An 18,903-nucleotide genomic window follows, 5' to 3' on the forward strand; every position below is an offset into this window, starting at 1 on the left:
TGAAAGGACGGAACTAGATGTCCGTAGAACTCTCGAAGATGCGTCAGGAAATTCTGGAAATTCCTGATGCCGTAGACCGATTGCTAAGCAATGGGGCTGACAATATCCGCCACGCTGCCCAGTTGGCGCGCGACGCAGACCCGCGTTTTCTGGTCTCGGTGGCGCGAGGATCTTCGGATCACGCCTGCACCTATCTGAAATATGCATGCGAACTATTGCTGAACCTTCCTGTTGCCTCGGTCGGGCCCTCGGTCAACTCGATCTATGGTGCCGAGCTTCGGGCGCAGGGTGCGTTGAGCATATCGGTGTCGCAATCTGGTCAAAGCCCGGACATCGTTGGCATGACGCGCGCGCTGAAACGATCTGGTGCCGTGACGGTCGCCATTACGAACAATACGGAATCCCACCTGGCAGATGCCACGGACGCCGTCCTGCCTCTTCATGCGGGACCGGAATTGAGTGTGGCAGCAACCAAGACCTTTGTGACGTCTCTGGTGGCGGGGCTGTGGTTGCTGGCGGAAATCGCGGATGAGGCAGAGCTGAAGCAGGCCATATGGTCACTGCCCGGGTATCTTGGGAAGGCTGCCCAATGCGACTGGACCCCGGCCGCCAATGCGATTTCCGGCCGGTCCCTGTTTACCTTGGGTCGCGGTCCATCGCTGGCGATCTCGAATGAAGCGGCGCTGAAAATCAAAGAGACCTGCCAGATCCACGCCGAGAGCTATTCGACTGCAGAAGTTCTGCACGGGCCGGTCTCAATCGTTGAAGAAGGGTTTCCAACCATTGTGTTCGCTGCCAGTGATGCCGCTGAACAAACAACGGCAGAAGCGGCTGATACGTTGGCGGCAAAAGGGGCTACCGTTTTTGCCACAACCTCGGCGGTGAAACGGGCGCAGCCTCTGCCGGTCGTCAGAACGGACCATTGGCTGACCGATCCCATCAGCGCCATCACATCGTTCTACAGCATGGTTGAATCGGTCGCCTGCAATCGCGGAATTGACCCTGATGCCCCGCGTCACCTTAAGAAAGTTACGGAAACTGTATGACCTCTGAGACGGTTGTATTCAGAAACGGCGCCTATTTCGACGGCACACACCTGCTGGAGGGGCAGGCGGTTGTGTTTCGCCAAGGTAATTTGTCCGAGATCACCCCGGCAGACGGAACCAAAATCGCCGGGCAGCAGGTCGATCTGAACGGTGATATTCTCTGCCCCGGATTTGTGGACCTACAGGTCAATGGCGGCGGAAGTGTCATGTTCAACGATGACCCTTCTGCCGAGACTATCCAGCGCATTTCTCAAGCGCATAGAAAGCTTGGCGTCGCATCCTTTTTGCCCACCCTGATTACCGACACTGCGGCCAAGACCCAGCAGGCAATAGAGGCCGCGATCAAGGCTGTGGATGTCGGTGTTCCCGGTGTCGCTGGACTGCATCTGGAGGGACCGCATCTTTCGTTGGCGCGAAAAGGGGCGCATGACGCCGCGCTGATCCGCCCGATGGATGAAGAGGATCTGACCACCCTGATAGCCGCGGCCAGCCGATTGCCTTGCCTTAAAGTAACCCTGGCGCCAGAAGCTGTGTCTGAGCGACAGGTTACCTCTTTGGCTGAGGCCGGAATTCTGGTGTCTCTGGGTCATAGCGATGCGGATTTTGCGACCTGTCAACGTTATGCTGCGGCGGGCGCGCGCTGTGTCACACATCTGTTCAACGCCATGAGCCAGCTTGGAAACCGCGAGCCTGGTCTTGTGGGGGCGGCGCTGGCCAATGCGGGTTTGTCTGCGGGTCTGATTGCCGACAGTATACACGTACACCCTGAGGTCATGCGGGCGGCATGGGCGGCAAAGACCGGCCCGGCCCGGATATTTCTGGTCAGCGATGCCATGGCTGTTGCCGGAACAGAGGATGCCGAATTCAACCTTGAAGGGCGCCGTATTACCAGAACGGATGGCCGCCTGACGCTTGAAAATGGAACGCTGGCAGGGGCTGACCTGGATCTGACGACGGCTGTTCGCATCCTTGTCAAAAATGTCGGTGTCCCGCTGAAGGATGCGCTGAGCGCCGCAACGACCTATCCTGCGAAGTTGATTGGCTTGGCCGAATCTTCCAGTAAGAATCTGGCATCCATGATCCGTATTTCGGCGGATCTTGAAACTTGCGAATGGGCGAATGCCGCGCGTTGAATATGCCGCGCGCTGCCGAAACGACCCCGGGATTACCGATGCGCCGGGGTCCGTCCCCGGGTGTCATATGATTTTGAATTTCGCGTGCGAACTGTGCTTGACGACACCTTGGGCATGGCATAAACCAGCCACCGCTGAGCGGGCGTCGTATACTGGCTATTACCTCAGCCTTCCAAGCTGATGAAGCGGGTTCGATTCCCGCCGCCCGCTCCAAATCAGCCCCAAAAGTCTGCGTCAAATAGCCTTTCGTTTGGGCCATTCGGCTGCACCGCTTGACCCGGCGGGTTGTAGACGCCAAGAAGCGGGATACCGGAATTCGAACACGATGTAAGGGCCTGACATGGCAAAACCCGTCTCAGCCAGTCCAGCAGCAAAACCCGCACCCGGTGCGGCTGAGGAACGGGCCAGGTCCAGGAAGATCGGTGTTCTGGCTTCGCTCTGGCCATTCATGAAGCCTTATCGATTGCAAATGATTGGGGCCTCTTTGGCCTTGGTTCTGACCGCCAGCATGACGCTGACATTGCCTTTGGCTGTCCGCCGTGTGGTCGACAACTTTCGGATCGAAGACGGAGAGCTACTGGATTGGTACTTTCTGGCGGCGCTGGGCATCGCCGCGATTCTGGCCGTCGGAACAGGTATCCGCTACGCGCTTGTTACGCGCCTGGGCGAACGCGTTGTCGCCGATATCCGCAAAGCCGTTTTTGATCGCGTCATCGGGATGAGCCCCGAATTCTATGAACGTATCATGACGGGTGAGGTGCTGAGCCGGATCACGACCGACACCACGCTGATTCAATCCGTGCTGGGCTCGTCAGTCTCGATCGCTCTACGCAATATGTTGATGTTTCTGGGCGGGCTTGTGCTGATGCTGCTGACCTCGGCCAAGCTGACCGGGATGGTCTTGCTGCTGATTCCGCTGGTTGTAGTTCCGATACTGGTATTGGGGCGGCGCCTGCGGGTTATTAGCCGGGAAAACCAAGACTGGATCGCAGCCTCATCGGGCAACGCCGGTGAAGCGCTGAGCGCAGTTCAAACCGTTCAGGCCTTTACCCATGAGCAGGCCAGCCGAAATCAGTTCGGTGAGATGACCGAAACGTCCTATACTGTCTCGCTGCGCCGAATTCAGACCCGGGCCGTGCTGACCGTCATCGTTATATTCCTGGTGTTTTCCGGAATCGTGGGCGTGTTGTGGATGGGGGCGAATGATGTCCGCAACGGTGTCATGACCGAGGGCGTTCTGATCCAGTTCGTGATCTATTCGATCATCATGGCCGGTTCGGTTGCGGCCCTGTCCGAAATCTGGAGCGAATTGCAGCGTGCGGCCGGTGCGACCGAGCGGTTGGTCGAGCTGTTGAATGCTCAGGACACCGTGAACGATCCCGGCCAGGCGCAAGCTTTCCCCGCGCCCGTGCGCGGCGAGATTCGGTTCGACGATGTGACTTTCCGCTACCCGGCGCGTCCGGATGTCGTGGCGTTGAATGAACTGTCGCTGACAGTCAACCCCGGGGAAACCGTCGCATTTGTCGGCCCCTCGGGGGCCGGAAAAACAACCGTGATCCAGATGATTCAGCGATTCTATGATCCTGACTCGGGACGCGTTTGTTTGGATGGCATTGACCTGCGAGATTTGGATCGTTCCAATTTCCGCCGTCATATGGCACTTGTGCCTCAGGATCCCACGATATTCGCCGCATCGGCGCGCGAAAATATCCGATTTGGGCGGCTCGATGCGACGGATGCCGAGGTTGAAGACGCAGCCCGCGCAGCTGCGGCCCACGAATTCATCTCGACGCTGCCCGAAGGCTATGACAGCTTTGTAGGAGAGCGAGGCGTCATGTTGTCCGGGGGACAAAAACAGCGGATCGCCATCGCCCGCGCCATTTTGCGCGATGCTCCGATCCTGTTGTTGGATGAGGCGACATCGGCATTGGACGCTGAAAGCGAGCGCGCTGTGCAAGGGGCTGTCGACAGGTTGCGTGCAGGGCGGACGACGCTGATTGTTGCGCACAGATTGGCAACCGTGAAAAAAGCCGACCGCATCATCGTCCTGGAGAACGGGCAGATCGTTGCGCAGGGAACGCATGACGATCTGGTATCGCAGGATGGGCTGTACGCGCGTTTGGCACGGTTGCAATTTACCGATGGTGTTGCAGCAGAGTAACCTGATGGCGAGAAATTTTGTTTTGCGCCCCAGCGTCATTCTACATTCTGGGTTGTTCTGCCGTTAAGCCCTTACTTGCACATGAGCGGGTTTTACTTTCATCCTAGATGAGAGCCTGCGCGTGACGCAGTAAAAGTACAGGGAGGAACTAATGGCATTCGCGGGATTAGACGATAAGGCAAGAATAGAAAATGAAATGCCGTGGGAGGATCGAGACGTACCGGTAACCTTTCATCAGTTACTTTCTCGAACGGCGGCCAAGTTCCCCGACCACAAGGCCATTAGCTTTCAGCTGTTTTCCGGCCCAACCGATAAGGCCGAGACACTGACGTGGTCTGATCTGCTGGGTAAGGTCAATCAGGCCGCCAATCTTTTCAGATCTCTGGGTATCGGTGAAAACGATGTGGTGGCCTATGTGCTGCCCAACTGCAACGAAACTCTGGTGACCCTCATGGGAGGGGCCGTCGCAGGGATCGTGAACCCGATCAACCCGTTGTTGGAGCCCGAGCAAATCGCAGCAATTTTGCGCGAGACGAAAGCCAAGGTTGTTGTGACGCTAAAGTCATTTCCCAAAGCCGATGTTGCACAGAAGGTGGAAGAGGCCGTACGCCACGCGCCCGGTGTGAACACAATTCTGGAAATCGACCTGAATCGCTATCTGACGCCTCCGAAATCGTGGATCGTGCCCCTTGTGCGTCCCAAAATGGGCGACAAGGCTAAATTGGCTCATGCGGACTATTTGAATTTCAGCAAAGAGCTGGCGAAACAGCCCGAGACACTGACATTCGAAGACAGTAAATCAGACCGTGTTGCGTGCTATTTCCATACTGGTGGTACAACCGGCATGCCCAAGGTTGCACAACACAAATATTCCGGTCTGATCTATAATGGCTGGTGTGGTGGCACCTTGTTGTTCGACGAAAACGATGTGGTCATGTGCCCACTGCCCATGTTCCACGTCTTTGCTGTGCATGTGATCGTCATGGCTGCAGTGAGTTCGGGTGCGCATGTGGTCTTCCCGACGCCTCAAGGATATCGCGGGGATGGCGTTTTCGACAATTTCTGGAAACTGATCGAGCGTTGGAAAGTCAGCTTTATCATCACGGTTCCGACAGCGATCTCTGCCAAAATGCAGCGCCCTGTCGACGCCGATATCTCGTCAGTGAAAACGGCCTTCTCGGGCTCGGCTCCTTTGCCGGTTGAACTGTTCCGTCGCTTTGAAGAGGCCACCGGCGTCACTATAGTCGAAGGCTATGGCCTGACCGAAGCCACCTGCCTAGTGTCGTGCAACCCGGTGGATGGCGAAAAGAAGATCGGTTCGATTGGCGTTCCGTTCCCTTATACGGATGTGAAAATCCTTCAGGATGGGCCCGACGGTCCGACCGAATGTGGCACTGATCAGATTGGTGAGATCTGTATCTCGAACCCCGGCGTATTTGCGGGCAACACGTATACAGAGGTCGAAAAGAACGTGGGCCTGTTCCACTATGACAAATATCTGCGCACCGGTGATTTGGGCCGGTTTGACGATGATGGCTATTTGTGGATCACCGGTCGTGCCAAGGATTTGATCATTCGCGGCGGGCACAATATCGACCCGGCCGAGATCGAAGAGGCGCTGTTGGGGCATGAGGCCGTGGCATTTGCCGGTGCGATCGGTCAACCAGACGCCCATGCGGGCGAAGTGCCCTGTGCCTTTGTCGAATTGGTCTCTGGGGCCAGTGTGACAGAGCAGGAGCTGATGGAATACTGCAGAGTTCACGTTCACGAGCGTGCCGCGCAACCTAAGCACATGACTATTCTGGACGAACTGCCCAAAACGGCAGTGGGCAAAGTCTTTAAGCCCGAGCTACGTAAGCAGGCGATCACACGCATCTACAATGGTGCGCTTGAAGACGCAGGCGTTGCTGCGCGTGTGGTTTCGGTTCTGGATGATAAAAAGCGCGGACTTGTCGCGCAGCTTGACGCCAACGGTTCCTCGGACGACGATGTCAGCAAAGTGCTGGGATCGTTCACCCGGCCATGGGAGTGGGCTGCCTGATCGCGGAGGGGCTATGGACTATGAACGTCTGATTGATGAAGAAACCTGGGCGTTCATAAGACGAACGGCTGAAAGCTATCCTGATGACGCGGTCGAATTGTCGATCGAAGATCAGCGCGGCGTCTATTACGTAATGTGCAAGGATTTTCGCCAGCCTCGCCCAATGGGTGTTGAAACAGAAGACAGGCGCGCCGCTGGCGTGCCTGTTCGCATTTACACCGCAGGCAATCCAAGCCGGACGGTGATCTATTTCCACGGAGGCGGGTTTGTCGTCGGCGGACTGGACAGTCACGACGATGTCTGTGCCGAACTTTGTGCACAAACTGGGTATCGGGTGATTGCCGTGGATTACCGCCTGAGCCCCGAACATATTCATCCTGCCCAGTTTCACGATAGTTGGGCGGCAACCAACTGGGCGGTGCAAGAGTTCCAGGACCCTTTCGTTCTGGCGGGCGACAGCGCTGGTGGAAATCTGGCCGCCGCAGTTTCACAGCACGGACGGACGCAGTTTGACAATCTTCTTGGTCAGGTCCTCATCTATCCAGGCTTGGGCGGAGATTCGTCCCGTGGTTCCTATAAGGAACATGCCCATGCGCCTTTGCTGACGCTGGAAGATGTAAGTTTTTACGAGAAGGTGCGCTGTGGTGGAGATGTGCCGGAAAACGACCCGACATTTGCTCCATTGCATGACACGGATTTCTCGGGGCTGCCCCCGACCGTGGTGGTAACTGCAGATTGTGATCCCTTACGTGATGATGGTGCGATCTATTGCGAACAGATCAGGGCTGCAGGTGGGCAGGCTCATTGCATCAATGAACCCGGCCTTGTGCACGGCTATCTGCGGGCGCGCACCATGGTCAAACGTGCGGCGGACAGCTTCGAGAGGATCTCGGTGGCGATAGAGGCGTTGGGCCAGCAGATCTGGCCCTACGACTGATCCCCTACTTCAAGAAGGGCTGACCCTTCATGGTCTCGGCAATCGGGGCACCCAAACGGTCCAGAATCGTGGGCGCCAGCTGTAGCTGGTCGATCACAGCGTCCGCATCGGGGCCTTCGGCGTCACCGAAGTAATACAGCGCGGTTTCCTGCTGCAATGCGCCACGCCCACCGTGATGGCCACGATCGTCCTGGCCGTGATCTGCGGTGACGATGACGTCGTAACCCAACTGCCGCCAGCGCGGGATAAACGGGGCCAGCATTTCGTCCATCACGAAACAGGCATGGTCCATCTCTTCACATTCATGAAAGAACCTATGACCCATGCTGTCCAAAGTGCTGGTATGCAGCAATCCATAGTCCAAGCCATGGCGTAGGCAGAGATTGGTCAGCGTTGCGAACAGATCGACGTCACAGGGCGTCATCTGGTTGGCTTTGCCATAGCCTGTCATCGTGTGGAACCGACCATGATTGATCGTTTTGCTGTTGGGCTCGTCATATTCAACATCGCGGACATAGTCGAATGGATGGCGATTAAAGAATTGCGACCAGAAGCTGTGGGCCACAGCCCCAGTCACGCCGCCGGCTTCGCACACTTGGCTGAAGATGTCCTTCTGACTCAGGCGGAACACGTTGCCATTGCCGGTACAGCCATGCTCCTGCGGTGTTACACCGGTATGGATCGAGGCATAGCAGCTTGCCGAGATTGAGGGTAGCACAGCGTGCTTCTTCCAAACGCGCGCCTCGCCGGTGTCGACCCAGCCTTCCAGATTGCCGAACAAGCGACGGAAATTGCGCCATGGAACACCGTCCAGAATGATGAGGAGAAGTTTGCGGTCCATGCTCTGACCCTTTTTCAGATTGCTTCAGCCGACCCTAAAAGATTCGGTGCGGTCTGGCTGCCTAATCCCGCCCCGAATGGCAAAATCCCGACACCTTGATCGAATGGCGCCGGGATTTCATAAACTTACGGGAAGGGCCGGGATCAGTTCCCGGCGCTTTCCATTTTGCGGTGGGCGACGACCTCTTCCAGCCAGCCCAGATGCATTTCGGGGACAGAGCTGAGCAGTAGGTCGGTATAGTCATCAAACGGTGGGCTCAGCACCTGCGACTTGGGGCCGTAGCGGACGACTCGGCCCTGATACATCACCGCAATACTGTCGCTGATCGCGCGCACCGTTGCCAGATCGTGGGTGATGAACAGATAGGCCACATCCTCGATCTTCTGCAGGTCCAGCAGCAGTTTGAGGATACCATCCGCCACCAGCGGATCGAGCGCCGAGGTGACCTCATCACAGATGATCATCTTAGGCTTGGCCGCCAATGAACGCGCAATGCAAACACGCTGTTTCTGGCCGCCAGAAAGTTCCGCCGGATAGCGATCCATGTACTTCTCGCCCAGCTCGATCTCATCCAGCAGTTCCACGATCCGCTTGCGCTTTTCGGCGCCGCGCATGTTGAAGTAGAACTCCAGCGGGCGCCCGATGATCGTTCCAACGGTTTGACGCGGGTTCATTGCCACGTCTGCCATCTGATAGATCATCTGCAATTCGCGCAGGTCTTCACGGCTGCGGCCCTTCAGGTCGCCACTGAGCTTGCGTCCGGCGAAATTGATCTCGCCATCGCGCGGCGGAAGCAGACCGGTGATCACCCGTGCCAGCGTGGACTTGCCAGAACCGGATTCGCCCACAACCGCTAATGTTTGGCCTGGATGGAGCTCGACATTGACGTTGTGCAGGACGTCGAAATTTAGCCCCTTATAGCGCGCAGTGATCCCGTCAACTGTCAGCACTGGTTCGGATGTTGGCTTCTTTTCTTCATGTTCGATGGAGCGGACCGAGACCAGCGCCTTGGTATACTCTTCCTGCGGGTTGTTGATGATCTGATCGGTGTTGCCGTACTCAACCGTGTTACCCATGCGCAGAACCATGATGTCGTCGCTGACTTGCGCAACGACTGCCAGATCGTGGGTGATATAGAGCGCGGCAACGCCGGTATCACGAATGGCTTCCTTAATGGCCATCAGAACATCGATCTGGGTGGTCACATCCAGCGCAGTTGTCGGTTCGTCGAACACCACCAGATCAGGCTCAGGACAAAGCGCCAGCGCTGTCATACACCGCTGTAGCTGACCGCCCGAAACTTGGTGCGGATAGCGATCACCAATATTGTCCGGATCGGGAAGCCCCAGCTTGGCGAACAGTTCCCGCGCGCGGGCTTCGGCCTCTTTACGCGAAAACTTCTTGTGCTCCACCGCGGCTTCGATCACCTGATCCATGATCTTCTTGGCTGGGTTGAACGATGCTGCGGCGGATTGCGAAACATATGCTACTTCGCCTCCGCGCAGATTGCGGATATCGCTATGCGGGGTTTTCAGGATATCGCGCCCGTTAACCCAAACCTCTCCGCCGGTGAGTTCAACACCACCACGGCCATAGGCCATTGAGGCCAGACCAATGGTGGATTTACCGGCCCCGGATTCACCGATCAGCCCCAACACCTTGCCGCGTTCAAGGTCAAAGCTGACCCCGTGCACGATTTCGATATCATGGGGTTTTTCACCCGGTGGATAGACGGTCGCGCCGATTTTGAGGTCGCGGACCTTGAGAAGGGTATCACTCATCCCCGGCCTCCTTTCAGCGATGTGGTACGGTTCAGGACCCAGTCAGCAACAAGGTTGACCGAGATGGCGAGGGTCGCGATGGCAACAGCCGGATATAGCGCCGCGCCGATGCCATAGACGATACCGTCTTTGTTTTCCTTCACGATTCCACCCCAATCCGCCAGCGGCGGTTGGACGCCCAGACCCAGGAACGAGAGGGTCGAGATAAACAGAACCATAAAGATGAACCGCAATCCGAACTCGGCCACCAGAGGCGACAGAGCATTGGGCAGGATTTCCCGGAAGATGATCCAGATACGACCCTCACCGCGCAGCTTGGCAGCCTCAACATAGTCCATCACATTGATATCCACAGCGACAGATCGCGACAGGCGATAGGGGCGTGTGGCATCCAGCAGGCCCATCACCAGGATCAGGATCGGGACAGTCACCGGGACAATCGCCAGAATGACCAGCGCCAGGATCAGTGTCGGGATCGACATGACCAGGTCAACCGCTCGGCTGAGGACCTGATCGGCCCAGCCACCAAGAACAGCGGCCAGCAAGCCCAGCGTGGTGCCGGTGGCAAAGCTGAGGATTGTGGCAGCAGCAGCGATAAAGATGGTCGTGCGCCCGCCATAGATCATGCGAGTTAGCAGATCGCGCCCGATATTGTCCGTACCCAACAGGTGTTTGGCACTGGACGGTTCCCAGACATCACCGACCACCTCAGCCATGCCGTAAGGAGCGATCAGGGGTGCCGCGAGCGCCACGAAAAAGTACAGCCCGGTGAAAAACAGACCGATCATGGCCGAAATAGGAAGATTCTTCATCATTTCGGGTGCCTCAGTCTTGGATTGGCAAGGATGGACACGATATCGGCAACCATGTTTAGCCCGATATAGACCGCAGCGAAGACAACGCCGCAGGCCAGAACCACTGGCACGTCACGCTTGGTCACCGAGTCCACAAGATATTGCCCCATGCCAGGGTAAACGAACACCACTTCGACCACGACGACGCCCACGACCAGATAGGCCAGGTTCAGCATAACAACGTTGACAATGGGCGAAATCGCGTTGGGGAAGGCATGTCGCGCGATGACCTGAAAACTGGACAAACCTTTCAGCTCAGCCGTTTCGATATAGGCCGACTGCATCAGGTTTAGGATTGCGGCGCGGGTCATCCGCATCATCTGTGCCAATACCACCAGCGTCAGCACAAAGGCCGGCAAGGCGATTGCATAGAGCTTTTCGCCGAAGGACATCGAATCGTTGATCATCGCAAGCGAGGAAAACCAGCCCAGTTTTACGGAAACGAAATAGATAATCACGTAGCCGATCAGGAATTCGGGGATCGAAACCGTGGTCAAGGTCACAGCCGAGATCAATTTGTCCGGCATACGGTTGCGATAGCGGACGGCCAACAAGCCAAGGAAGATAGCGAGTGGTACGGAGACGACGGCGGCGGCACAAGCCAGGAACAGCGTGTTGCCCAGGCGCTTGCCGATGCTTTCAGCGATATCCAGTTTGTTGGTCATCGATTGGCCCAGATCGCCTTGAACGATCCCGCCCAGCCATTCGGCGTATCGGGTCAGGGCAGGGCGGTTCAGCCCCATTTCCTCACGTAAGTTAGCAAGAGCCTCAGGAGTTGCGGACTGTCCCAGGACGGCTTGCGCGGCGTCTCCGGGCAGGGCTTCGGTCAGGCCAAAAATCAGGGCCGAAGCGCCAAACAGCAATAGGAGTCCCAGCGCAAGGCGCTGGGAAACCAATTTGATGATAGGATGCATGATCCGTGGTCCTTATCAGGAGAACCACATCTTGCGGGACATGTTGCCGTTCATCATCTCTTGGGTCGGGTCGCTTTCCCAACCTTCCAGCTGATTGCTGACACCTTCGACGAAATCATTGAACATCGGGCAGATTACGCCGCCTTCGTCGCGGACCATCATGCCCATCTGTTTGTAGATGTCCTTGCGCTTGTCATTGTCCAGCTCGGCGCGGGCTGCAAACAGCATCTCGTCAAAGGCCGGAACCTTGAACCGCGTGTCGTTCCAGTCTGCGGTCGACAGATACGCGGTCGAATACATCTGGTCCTGCACCGGACGGCCACCCCAGTACGAGGCGCAGAACGGCTGTACGTTCCAAACCTCGGACCAGTAACCATCGTTGGGTTCACGCTTGATTTCCAGCGGGATACCAGCCTGAGCCGCGGTCTGCTGGAACAGGGCGGCCGCGTCCACAGCACCAGGGAAGGCGCCATCAGCGACCTGCAGAATGATTGGCGAGCCGTCATGACCCGACTTCTTGTAATGCTCAGCTGCTTTTTCGATGCTGAATTCACGCTGCGGGATCGAACCGTCAAACAGCGGGTAGGCCGCGTTGATCGGCATGTCATTCCCAATCGAGCCATAGCCACGCAGAACCTTGTCGACCAGATCCTGACGGTTAATCGCGTGTTTCAGGGCCAAACGCAGTTCATTGTTATCAAACGGTGCCGTGTCGCAATGCATGATAAACACATAGTGGCCACGGCCTGCGGTTGAATGCACAGTCAGGTTCGGTGCGCGACCCAGCAGATCAGCAATCTTGGGCTCAACCCGGTTGATCGCGTGGACCTGACCGGATTGCAGCGCGGCGGTCCGGGCGGTTGCGTCATTGATAACAACCACTTCGACGCTGTCGAAATTGCCGTAATCGCTCCAGTGGTTGGCGAATTTCTTGAACACGTGGCGCACGCCGGGTTCGTTGACTTCCACTTGGTAAGGGCCGGTGCCAACCCCTGCGCCCGGATCTTCCATGCCGCCATCCGGCTGGATGATCAGATGATAGTCCGCCATCAGATAGGGCAGGTCGGCATTTGGTTCATTCAGCGTAACCTGGAAATTGTCGCCATCAGCCTTCATCGATTCGATGCCGCGCATGATGCCCAGAGCACCGGACTGGGAATCCTCGTTCGAGTGACGCTCCATGGTTTTCAGCACGTCTTCGCTGGTCATGGTCTTGCCGTTGTGGAATTCCACGCCCTGACGCAGTTTGAAGGTCCAGACCCTGGCATCCGCGCTGCCTTCGACGCTTTCTGCAAGGCGCGGTTCGATCGATCCATCGGGCGCAACCTCGACCAGTTGGTCGCCGAACTGCTTGCCGTTCTGGAACGGAACCGAGCTGGCATAGGTGGCCGGGTCAAGCGAGTTGGTGGATTCCCCGCCCTGCAGGCCAAATTTCAGATCACCGCCCTTTTTCGGGCCAGCCGCGCGTGCAGCATCGGCAAACATTGTGCTGGCCATCGCAGCAGACACACCAAGTGCTGCAGCTTTCCCCATAAATTCGCGGCGGGTCAGCTTGCCAGCTGTAACCTGCTTGGCCATGTGAGTGATTTGTTCGTTCATTCAGATATCTCCCAGTGATTTATCTCGTCAGCCCCTGACGGGTTTTTTTATTGACGCGCCAGTCAAGTTAGGCGCAATTCGGTTGGTCGAGCAAGAAAAAAGTCCGGCTCAGACCTGCTTGAATTTCACATATGATTACGCGGTACGGTATCCTCCTTAGTCTTTGAAAATACCAAACTGCCGTTTTCAAATGCCTTGAGTTCAGCACAGAGGTAGAAGTTTCCGGCGTCTGACCACATTTCGCAAGATGTTTCTGTACGCAGCTCTGTGCCGTCACGGATTATCTCTTGTGTCCAATGGCAATATCCGCGCGCAGATAAGGGGTCATCAGGGCGAATCGACCAACGTTCAAAGGCTGTTCCGCCATGTGTCAGGCCGTGGTGGTTGTCCGTAACAAGGCCAAAGTCATCTTCGATAATCAGATGAGTTTCCCCCGAGTTCATGTCAGTTTCGACCTGTCGAGAGTTCCGGCTGTCTCGGACAGTCGTGATGTCGTGTGCGGCCTCGGCATCCGGGGGGGGGAATACATATGCCTCGCTAGCCGCGTGACGGATGGGCAGCTTGATTTGGCCCTCGGTCAGATGAAGTTCTGCAGACTCGGGCGAAGGCCAGATCAGCGGCCAATAGGCGCTGGATACCGCAATCCGCAAGCGGTGTCCCCTTGGCACCCGATAAGCGATATGGTCCAGATTCAGCGTGACCTCGTATACCTTGCCTGGGACCAATTCGGTCGGTTGCGAATGGGTATCGCGATGGCACAGGTTAAGGACACCGTATGTTATGCGTGTTGTTGCCCCATCGGGATGGACGTGATTCAAGCGCACTGCCATCTGGGCATGGGGACGGTCGGCACTGATGTGCAGGCATATTTGCGGCGCGCCCACGATGTTCAGATCATTGGCCAGTGGGGCGCTGTCGAAACAGGCCGAAAATGCATCATCCACACGCTGATCGCCCGGCATATCCGGCCCCAACCAGATGGCGCAGTATTCTCCGCCTTCCATCCCGCAGGTCTGGGGGGATCGGATGCACGTGTCCAGCGGTCCGGGTTGGTCCAGCCCAACATTAGAAATATTCAGAGTTTGAATAGGAAGATGCGAGGTCGCGCCTTTATCCTCGGTTATCCAGCAACCGGGCCGTTCCTTGTACCAGCGCTGGGGGCGTACCCCATCCATAAGATAGGCGCGATAGTCGGGTTCCTGGTCGACGCCAGTATCCTGGCCTTTCAACCAATGGTCCCACCAACGCAGGGCCTCTTGCAGAAATCCGATTCGGGGCTCGGGAACAGCAAAATGCGGATACTTGTGAACCCAAGGTCCGACGATCCCCTTGACCGGAGAATCAAGCTGCTCAACCAATAAAGGCACCGTATTCTTATAGGCATCACCCCAGCCGCCAACAGCCAAAGTCGCCGCCCGGATAGCGCTGAAATCCTCGCAGACTGACCCGTGACGCCAATAGGCATCCCGAGTCTGATGGCGCAACCAGACAGAGGGCAGAAAGGGCTCGTTCTCAAGGCGGTCCAGCCACAGCTCGCGCCAGTTCGGACGCAGGGCCGGATCGGGAGCGCGCGATGAATAAGACCACATGGTCGCGCCCCAGCCGAGATTTTCGTTCAGCAGGCAGCCACCCTTGTAGTGGATGTCGTCCGCATACCTGTCGGCGGTCGAGCACAGCGTGATAATCGCCTTCAGCGCCTCTGGCTGTAGTGCCGCCACCTGCAAAGCATTGAAACCGCCCCAACTGATCCCCATCATTCCTACAGAACCAGAGCACCACGGTTGCTGCGCCAGCCACTCGATAGTTGCAACTGCATCTTCCAGTTCCTGCTGGGTATACTCATCCGCCATCAGCCCTTCGCTGTCACCACTGCCGCGCATGTCCACGCGGATGCTGGCATAGCCGCGCTTGGCAAACCAAGGATGGGTCAGGGCGTCTCGTGTCGCAGTGCCGTCGCGCTTGCGATAGGGCAGGAACTCCAGAATGGCAGGTACAGGGTGGCTTTCTGCATGCGACGGCTTCCATATCCGGGCTGAAAGCCGGCACCCATCCGGCATGTGAATGCCGACATCTGGCAGGTCTTCGATGTCGAGTAGCGAATTGTCGGCTGGATTCATTCGGTCAGTCTCGGGGCCAAAAGGGTTTTGGTGCAGGTGAAAATCGTCAAATCAGCTTCGGATTGCGACAATAAGGTCCATTACGTTGGTTCCGGTCGGTCCGGTGACGAAAAGAGCATTTGCGCGTTCCAGATAGCTGCCGCTGTCAGCATCCCGCAGCGCCTTTTCCGCACCATCGCCCCAGGTGGTCCCGTCAACAATCGCCCCCGCGGCCTGGGTCGGCCCGTCGGTGCCGTCGGTGCCCCCGACAAGCAGCGTCAGCCCAGCAATACCCGCGATTTCTCTGGCCAACGCTAAAGCGAGTGCCTGATTGCGCCCACCCTTGCCTGGATTTCTGGGCAGCACGACAGTTGGCTCTCCACCGAAAACCATGACGCCTTCGGGCATATTGCGCAGCCGTGGCCCCAAACGGGCTGCTATGCTTTTCAGGTCATCGTGCAGGCATTCCTCATTCGCTAAAACGGGTGCGCCCTCGGCCATGGCCTGTCGGACGGCGGCAGCACGGGCATGCTTGTTCGATGCAACGATGCGCGCAACTCCCTGAAAATCGCGCGGCTCAGGAAGTGCGCCAATGCCCGATCCGATAACGTTCAAGTCATCGCCGGGCACATCGGAAATCGCCAGAACAGTCACCTTCGCTCCTTTGAACTGGGCCAACAGGCCAGACCCTTTGATTTGGGACAGTTTGCGCCGTTCGGCGTTCATTTCAGAGATATTCATCCCTTCCGACAGCAGTTTTCGGTTCAACTGCTCCAGATTCGCCAACGTTTTGCCGGGTACAAGGTCCTCGGCCAAAGACGAGGCCCCGCCCGAAGCCAGCAGCAGCAAATGCGAAGACGATCCCATCGACTGGACCATCTCACGCAGTGCGCGGCCCGCTTGCAGACTGCGAAGATCTGGTACGGGATGAGAGGCCTCGATCACCCTGACATGGTCAGGCAGGGCGTCCCCGTGGCCATCTTTGGTGACAACCAGCGCGGGGAGGGGGCCGAAATGGTCCAGCGCTGCGCGGGTCATCGCCGCCGCAGCTTTGCCGACAGCTAAAATTTGGTCGGGCGCCTCGATATCATTCAGCGCCGTTAACGTCGCCGCATATCCACTAACCGCGTCAACTCCGGCCTGCCATATTCGGGTTGCCTTTTGCCTTTGCTCCATCAGCTTTCGACCCAGATCGTGACCGGGCCGTCATTGACCAGTTCGACGGCCATATCCGCCCCGAATTGACCGGTTTCGACAGGGACGCCAAGACCACTTAGCCGATGCGCGAAAACCTCATACAAGCGTTTTCCAACCTCTGGCGGTGCCGCTTCAGAAAACCCCGGGCGGTTCCCGCGCGAGGTATCAGCGGCAAGTGTGAACTGGCTGATTACTAGGGCCGAGCCGCCCATATCCAGAACCGACCTGTTCATCTTGTCGGCCTCATCCTTGAATATCCGCAGCTTTGAGACCTTGGCAGCAAGCTGTTCGGCCTTTTGGTCGTCATCCCCCTGCATCGCGCAAACCAGTATCAGCAGGCCCGGACCGGTTTGTCCGATCACCGTACCCTCGACCGAGACTTTTGCCAGCGAGACCCTCTGCAACAGCGCACGCATTTGGTTCCTCCATTTGATGGTCAGTCGACCCACTCGACAAACGCGTCGGGCGCGGCGCGACTGGTTCTAAACCTGTTGGCCGGGTGGTCTTTGTCTGCATAGCCGAAAGAGATCGCACATAGGATCAGACGGTCATCCGGGATGTTGAAATATCGGTGCAGAAAAGGGCCATAGCTGGCCACTGCGGCCTGCGGAATTGTCGCTATGCCCAGAGCCTGCGCCGCTAGGGTGAAGGCCGTAACAAAGCCACCACAATCCATCGCGCCATAAGCGCCGAGTTCCGTTGGGCTGGATATGATTGCACAATGGGGCGCTCCGAAAAGGGCGAAATTCTCCATCATCTGCCGGGTGGACCCGGCGCGATCTCCGCGTTCAACGCCAACGGCTTCGTAAAGGGCCCAGCCGCATTCACGGCGGCGTTCCTGGTAGATGCCCGAATAGGAGGCAGGAAAGGGCAGGTCCGGGGATGGCGTGTCCGCGGTTACCTCATCCTGCAGAGCCTTCCGAAACTTATCGGTCTCTGGCCCGCTGGTGATGGTCACGTTCCAGGGCTGCGCATTGCACCAGCTTGGAACGCGGGCTGCGCTGGTCAGGATCTGATTAATCTGATCCTTTGGCACCGGGTCAGACAGGAAGGCGCGGCAGGAATGCCGTTGATCCAGTAGACTGTTCAGAGCGGATAGTGTCACACAGGCCTCCCCATCGGCGTTGACAGGGCGCAGGATGAGGTCAGACTGGCGGATGTTCAAGTGCTGATGCGGTTAGCCGGTCACGTCATTGCTGACCGGTTGCCACCATGTAACCAACACCGGCAGCTACCAAAAGGCCAAGGCACACGGCGACAGAGATCTTGAGCGCTGACCAGGGACGTTCCCCCTGAACGCGCCCGGTGCGGCCGTTTACTACAAACCTGTACGTCTGCCCCCGATATTTGTAGGCGGCCATCCAGATCGGCAGGAGGACATGCTTGAAGGTCACATCCCGCACATCGGTCTCAACCGCATGAACGCGCTGCCGATCGCCACCAATATCAAAGCGTACATCCCGTTCTATCACGCGGGACATATGTGTGCGGGCTTCGGTGTAGCCGTCATTCAATTCGACTGTATAGGCCTCGGCCCGAAAACCGGCGAGGTACTCAGGCTGATACGGTTCCAACGCGGGTAAATCCCAGGGTTCCAGCGCGTCGGTGTACTTCTTGGGCAAAGACTGGGATGCCAAAACCAGAACGTCATCAAAGAACCGTGCGACCCGGCCCGATTTCGGGGACCATCTCACCTTGGCGACCCTTTGCTGTACACGCTTGCCATCGCGCATGACGCTGCGTGTTTCATAGTAAACTATGCCGCGCTCGCCCCGATATGTGGATTTCGTATCCGCATCGAAGGTCCAGTATGGAACATAGATACCCTGCATCTTGCGCCCTTTGCGGGCATAATCCTTCAACCCGTTTGGGGCGAACCATAACCGTCCCAGCCAGTCTCCCATCGCCTTATGCGCAGTGCGTTCATCCAGCGCAAAGGGCAGCACGCCGCGGGGTTTGATGTGACGGCTGATGCCGGTATCCGTCACTACTGGGGTTGCGCAAAAGGGGCATTCGGCTGCGTGCGTGGCCGGTTCAAATTCAACTTGAGCCGCACAGTTGGGGCAGGTCAGAACACGCGTTTCCTCGATCTCATCGTCAGGCAGCTGATCCGAAAGCGCACTGTTGAAATCCAGCTCTTTCAGGCTGGAACCGCCCCACGGTCCGGCGCCAATTGCCTCTGAGTGACCGCAATGGTCACAGGTGAGCGTACCATCACCGGGATTGAACCGATAATCCGCCCCGCATTGATCGCAGGGAAAGCGGTGTTCGTCTACAATGTTAGGGTCGGTAGGGGCCATTGA

The 18,903-nt window shown here is 57.4% G+C and carries 15 protein-coding genes and 1 tRNA gene; 6 read left to right on the forward strand and 10 right to left on the reverse strand.

What is annotated here, in order from left to right; all coding sequences use genetic code 11:
- The first annotated feature begins 17 nt into the window (after positions 1-17).
- From AC2FJV_RS04120 to AC2FJV_RS04145, 6 genes are all read left to right on the forward strand, one after another.
- Positions 18-1,046 carry an SIS domain-containing protein gene (locus AC2FJV_RS04120; protein WP_496712772.1) on the forward strand — a complete coding sequence of 343 codons (1,029 nt, stop codon included), beginning with the start codon at positions 18-20 and terminating at the stop codon, positions 1,044-1,046.
- Positions 1,043-2,179, forward strand: a complete 1,137-nt coding sequence (gene nagA, locus AC2FJV_RS04125; RefSeq protein WP_496712774.1) for an N-acetylglucosamine-6-phosphate deacetylase — start codon at positions 1,043-1,045, stop codon at positions 2,177-2,179. The genes AC2FJV_RS04120 and nagA overlap by 4 nt, the downstream gene beginning before the upstream one ends.
- Before the next feature lie 138 nt (positions 2,180-2,317).
- Positions 2,318-2,392, forward strand: a tRNA-Gly gene (locus AC2FJV_RS04130).
- A gap of 127 nt (positions 2,393-2,519) precedes the next feature.
- Complete coding sequence (locus AC2FJV_RS04135) at positions 2,520-4,340, forward strand: ABC transporter transmembrane domain-containing protein (protein ID WP_271949350.1); 1,821 nt, start codon at positions 2,520-2,522, stop codon at positions 4,338-4,340.
- 151 nt (positions 4,341-4,491) lie between these two features.
- Complete coding sequence (locus AC2FJV_RS04140; RefSeq protein ID WP_496689643.1) at positions 4,492-6,381, forward strand: acyl-CoA synthetase; 1,890 nt, start codon at positions 4,492-4,494, stop codon at positions 6,379-6,381.
- Positions 6,382-6,394: 13 nt separating this feature from the next.
- Positions 6,395-7,318 (forward strand): alpha/beta hydrolase, encoded by a 924-nt coding sequence (locus AC2FJV_RS04145; RefSeq protein WP_496712775.1) that lies wholly within the window; start codon positions 6,395-6,397, stop codon positions 7,316-7,318.
- Between the two features lie 4 nt (positions 7,319-7,322).
- Here the strand turns inward: AC2FJV_RS04145 and AC2FJV_RS04150 are convergent, their stop codons facing one another.
- The 10 genes from AC2FJV_RS04150 to AC2FJV_RS04195 form a co-directional block, all read right to left on the reverse strand.
- Positions 7,323-8,159, reverse strand: a complete 837-nt coding sequence (locus AC2FJV_RS04150; protein WP_496712777.1) for an alkaline phosphatase family protein — start codon at positions 8,157-8,159, stop codon at positions 7,323-7,325.
- A gap of 143 nt (positions 8,160-8,302) precedes the next feature.
- The gene (locus AC2FJV_RS04155; protein ID WP_142636696.1) at positions 8,303-9,940 is read right to left on the reverse strand and encodes an ABC transporter ATP-binding protein; all 1,638 of its coding nucleotides are present in this window, start codon (positions 9,938-9,940) and stop codon (positions 8,303-8,305) included.
- On the reverse strand, positions 9,937-10,752 hold the full coding sequence (locus AC2FJV_RS04160; protein WP_142636698.1) for an ABC transporter permease: 816 nt from the start codon (positions 10,750-10,752) through the stop codon (positions 9,937-9,939). The genes AC2FJV_RS04155 and AC2FJV_RS04160 overlap by 4 nt, the downstream gene beginning before the upstream one ends.
- Complete coding sequence (locus tag AC2FJV_RS04165) at positions 10,752-11,708, reverse strand: ABC transporter permease (protein WP_142636701.1); 957 nt, start codon at positions 11,706-11,708, stop codon at positions 10,752-10,754. The genes AC2FJV_RS04160 and AC2FJV_RS04165 overlap by 1 nt, the downstream gene beginning before the upstream one ends.
- Positions 11,709-11,723: 15 nt before the next feature.
- Positions 11,724-13,307, reverse strand: coding sequence for an ABC transporter substrate-binding protein (locus AC2FJV_RS04170; RefSeq protein WP_142636703.1), 1,584 nt, complete (start codon positions 13,305-13,307; stop codon positions 11,724-11,726).
- A gap of 125 nt (positions 13,308-13,432) precedes the next feature.
- On the reverse strand, positions 13,433-15,424 hold the full coding sequence (locus AC2FJV_RS04175) for a CocE/NonD family hydrolase (RefSeq protein WP_496712779.1): 1,992 nt from the start codon (positions 15,422-15,424) through the stop codon (positions 13,433-13,435).
- Positions 15,425-15,475: 51 nt separating this feature from the next.
- A complete protein-coding gene (locus AC2FJV_RS04180; RefSeq protein ID WP_496712781.1) occupies positions 15,476-16,579 on the reverse strand; it encodes a glycerate kinase type-2 family protein in 1,104 nt (367 codons plus the stop codon).
- Complete coding sequence (gene dtd, locus AC2FJV_RS04185) at positions 16,579-17,016, reverse strand: D-aminoacyl-tRNA deacylase (RefSeq protein WP_496712783.1); 438 nt, start codon at positions 17,014-17,016, stop codon at positions 16,579-16,581. Before dtd ends, AC2FJV_RS04180 begins: the two co-directional genes overlap by 1 nt.
- A gap of 20 nt (positions 17,017-17,036) precedes the next feature.
- Positions 17,037-17,705, reverse strand: a complete 669-nt coding sequence (locus AC2FJV_RS04190) for a nitroreductase (protein ID WP_271949366.1) — start codon at positions 17,703-17,705, stop codon at positions 17,037-17,039.
- An 85-nt stretch (positions 17,706-17,790) separates the two neighbouring features.
- Entirely contained in the window at positions 17,791-18,900 is a 1,110-nt protein-coding gene (locus AC2FJV_RS04195; RefSeq protein ID WP_496712785.1) for a TFIIB-type zinc finger domain-containing protein, read from the reverse strand.
- Positions 18,901-18,903 lie beyond the last annotated feature (3 nt).

The sequence above is a fragment of the Ruegeria sp. CDSA241 genome (assembly GCF_059611265.1).